Source organism: Nocardia farcinica (assembly GCF_029867845.1).
GTDB classification, from domain to species: domain Bacteria; phylum Actinomycetota; class Actinomycetes; order Mycobacteriales; family Mycobacteriaceae; genus Nocardia; species Nocardia farcinica_A.
On sequence record NZ_JARWRU010001103.1, the window covers coordinates 1 to 2780 of the forward strand.

The 2780-nt window shown below is 73.8% G+C and carries 3 protein-coding genes; all 3 read left to right on the forward strand.

The genetic code is table 11. The annotated features are described in order from the left end of the window. Positions 1-770: NAD(P)-dependent oxidoreductase (locus QH283_RS24380; protein ID WP_280505271.1), on the forward strand; the 770-nt coding region annotated here is incomplete at its 5' end. Between the two features lie 100 nt (positions 771-870). Then, positions 871-1233, forward strand: a complete 363-nt coding sequence (locus QH283_RS24385; protein ID WP_280505272.1) for a hypothetical protein — start codon at positions 871-873, stop codon at positions 1231-1233. A gap of 57 nt (positions 1234-1290) precedes the next feature. Further along, positions 1291-2724 carry an FAD-dependent oxidoreductase gene (locus QH283_RS24390; protein ID WP_280505273.1) on the forward strand — a complete coding sequence of 478 codons (1434 nt, stop codon included), beginning with the start codon at positions 1291-1293 and terminating at the stop codon, positions 2722-2724. The last annotated feature ends 56 nt before the right edge of the window (positions 2725-2780 follow it).

Genomic DNA, 2780 nt, shown 5'->3' on the forward strand with positions numbered 1-2780 from the left:
GGGGGCCTCGTCGTTCCCGGGGGGGGGGGCGGGGGGGGGCGCGCCCCGGGCCCGCCGCCGCGTCGCCCGCCGTGGTGGTCTCGGTGGCGGTCCTCGACGACGAGCAGGTGCGCGGCGTGGTCACCGGCCCCGACGGCATCCTGAGCACCGCGCGGCCGGGCACGGTGATCGCGGTGCACTCCACCATCTCCGACCGCACCGCCGAGGAATTGGCCGCGGTCTGCGCCGAACGCTCGGTCGACCTGGTCGACGCGCCGGTCAGCGGCGGCGCGGGCGGGGCGAAGAGCGGACGGCTCGCGGTCATGGTCGGCGGCGCGGACACCGCCTTCGAACGGGTCCGCGAACCCTTCGGCGCCTTCGCCGATCTGGTCGTGCACGCCGGGCCGGTGGGGGCGGGCACCCGCATGAAGCTGGCCCGCAACCTGCTGCACTTCGTGGCCTTCACCGCCGCCACCGAATCGCAGCGGCTGGCCGAGGCGGCCGGGCTCGACATCACCGCCCTGGGCAAGGTGGTCCGCCACTCCGACGCGGTGACCGGCGGACCGGGCGCGATCATGCTGCGCGACACCACAGCGCCGATCGAGCAGGGCGACTTCTGGCTGTCCGTCCTGAGCCACGTGCGCGATCTCGGGGAGAAGGATCTCGGTCTCGCACTCGGGCTGGGGGAACGGCTCGGCGTCGCCCTGCCGTTGGCCGCGCTGGCGCTGCGGAGCCTCGGCGAGGGTCTCGGTGTGGGCCGGGGCGCCCTCGCCGGGGAGGCCGGGAACTGATGCGCGCGAAGGTGACCCGCACGACCGGGACGCACCCGATCGCGCGCCGGAGGACGGAGCGAGCCGACCGCGTCGTGCGGACGGGAAAGGGGCAGGACGGATGAACGAGGCCGAACCGGTGCCGGAACCGGCCGCGGCGGACGGCGACTCGCTGCCCGCTCCCGGCGAGGACGCCTGCCTCAGCGAGCGCGACCGCACGCTGCTGCTGCTCGGCGCCCTCACCGAACAGAACCGCATCGACGACGCCGCCGACCGGATGCGGTCCGCTCTCGAGGCCGGTGACCTGACCGAGGAACAACTGCACGAGATCGCCATCTTCCTGTGCCACTACGTGGGCTGGCCACGCGGCACCTCGCTGGACATGCGGGTCGGCTCGGTGGCCGCCCGCGTGCGCAAGGCCGCCCGCCGGGCCGCCGAGGCGGAAGCGAAACGGGCCGCCGAGGCCGAACCCGTGCAGAACTGACCGGCGCCGACACCCCGGCGCCCCAGACCGACGACGATCGAAATACGAGGTAACCCGATGTCCGATGCCAAGTCCCTGCGCCCGCTGCGCGCCGCCGAGGTCACCGAATGGGGGCCGGGCGCCGATGTCGTGATCGCCGGATACGGCATCGCCGGGGTGTGCGCCGCGATCGAGGCCGCCCGCGCGGGCGCCTCGGTGCTCATCCTGGAGCGCACCAGCGGCTGGGGCGGGGCGGCGGCCATGTCGGGCGGATTCATCTACCTGGGCGGCGGCACCCCGTTGCAGCGGGCGCTCGGCTTCGAGGACTCCCCCGAGAACATGGAGAAGTTCCTCACCGCCGCGCTTGGCCCCGGGGTGGACAAGGCCAAGATCGCCGACTACTGCCGCGGCTCGGTCGAGCACTACAACTGGCTGGTCTCCTGCGGGGTGCCGTTCAAGGAGGAGTTCTGGGGCGAGCCCGGCTGGGAGCCGCCGCACGACGAGGGCCTGATGTACTCCGGCGGCGAGAACGCCGCGCCGTTCAACACCGAGATCCCGCCCGCCCCGCGCGGACACGTGCCGCAGTACGCGAACAAGCGCATCGCCCAGCGCGGCGGTGGCTACATGCTGATGAAGCCGCTGGCCGACACGGCCGAGGAACTGGGCGTGCGGGTGCAGTACGACACCAGGATCCGCAGGCTGGTCGTGGACGACGACGGCAGGGTGGTCGGCGTGGCCGCCACGCAGTTCGGCAAGGAGGTGGTGGTCAGGGCCGAGCGCGGGGTGGTGCTGGCCACCGGCAGCTTCGCCTACGCCGGGGAGATGGGCGAGGGCTTCGCGCCGCGCCTGATCGGCCGCCCCGCCGCCGCCATCGAGGAACACGACGGCATCGGCATCCGCGTCGCCCAGGCCCTCGGCGCCGACCTCGCGCACATGGACGCCACCGAGGTCGCCTTCTTCGCCGACCCGCAGCTCTTGGCGCGCGGCATCCTCGTCAACGGCCGCGGCCAGCGCTACGTCACCGAGGACACCTACCCGGGCCGCATCGGCCAGGCCACCCTCATCCAGCAGGACAACCAGGCGTTCCTGGTGATCGACGAACAGTCCTACGAAGAAGCCCTGAAGACGGTCAGCGCGACCCACTTCTTCCGTCAGCCGCCCACCTGGGCGGCCGAGTCGGTCGAGGAACTGGAATCGGAGATGGGGCTGCCCACCGGCACGCTGCAGGCCACCGTCGAGGTCTACAACCGCCACGCCGCCGACGGCGTCGACCCGCTGCTCGGCAAGAAGCCCGAGTGGGTGCGCCCCATCGGCACCCCGCTGGCCGGCTTCGACCTGCGCGGCATGACCGCCGGGTTCACGCTCGGCGGCCTGCGCACCGACCTGGATTCGCGCGTCCTGCACGTCAGCGGCGAACCCATCCCCGGCCTGTTCGCCGCGGGCCGCTGCACCTCCGGCCTCGCCGCGGGCGGGTACGTCAGCGGGGGCACCCGCGGGGCCGGCACCATGTAACGGCGTCGCGCCGGGGGCGCCGGCGCCCCGAACAGACGCCCGCGCGGCGCCGCGCA

Excerpts from the sequence above, each read along its gene's own strand:
- QH283_RS24385 (WP_280505272.1), top strand. The coding sequence starts at position 871 with ATGAACGAGGCCGAACCGGTGCCGGAACCGGCCGCGGCGGACGGCGAC.
- QH283_RS24390 (WP_280505273.1), top strand. The coding sequence starts at position 1,291 with ATGTCCGATGCCAAGTCCCTGCGCCCGCTGCGCGCCGCCGAGGTCACC.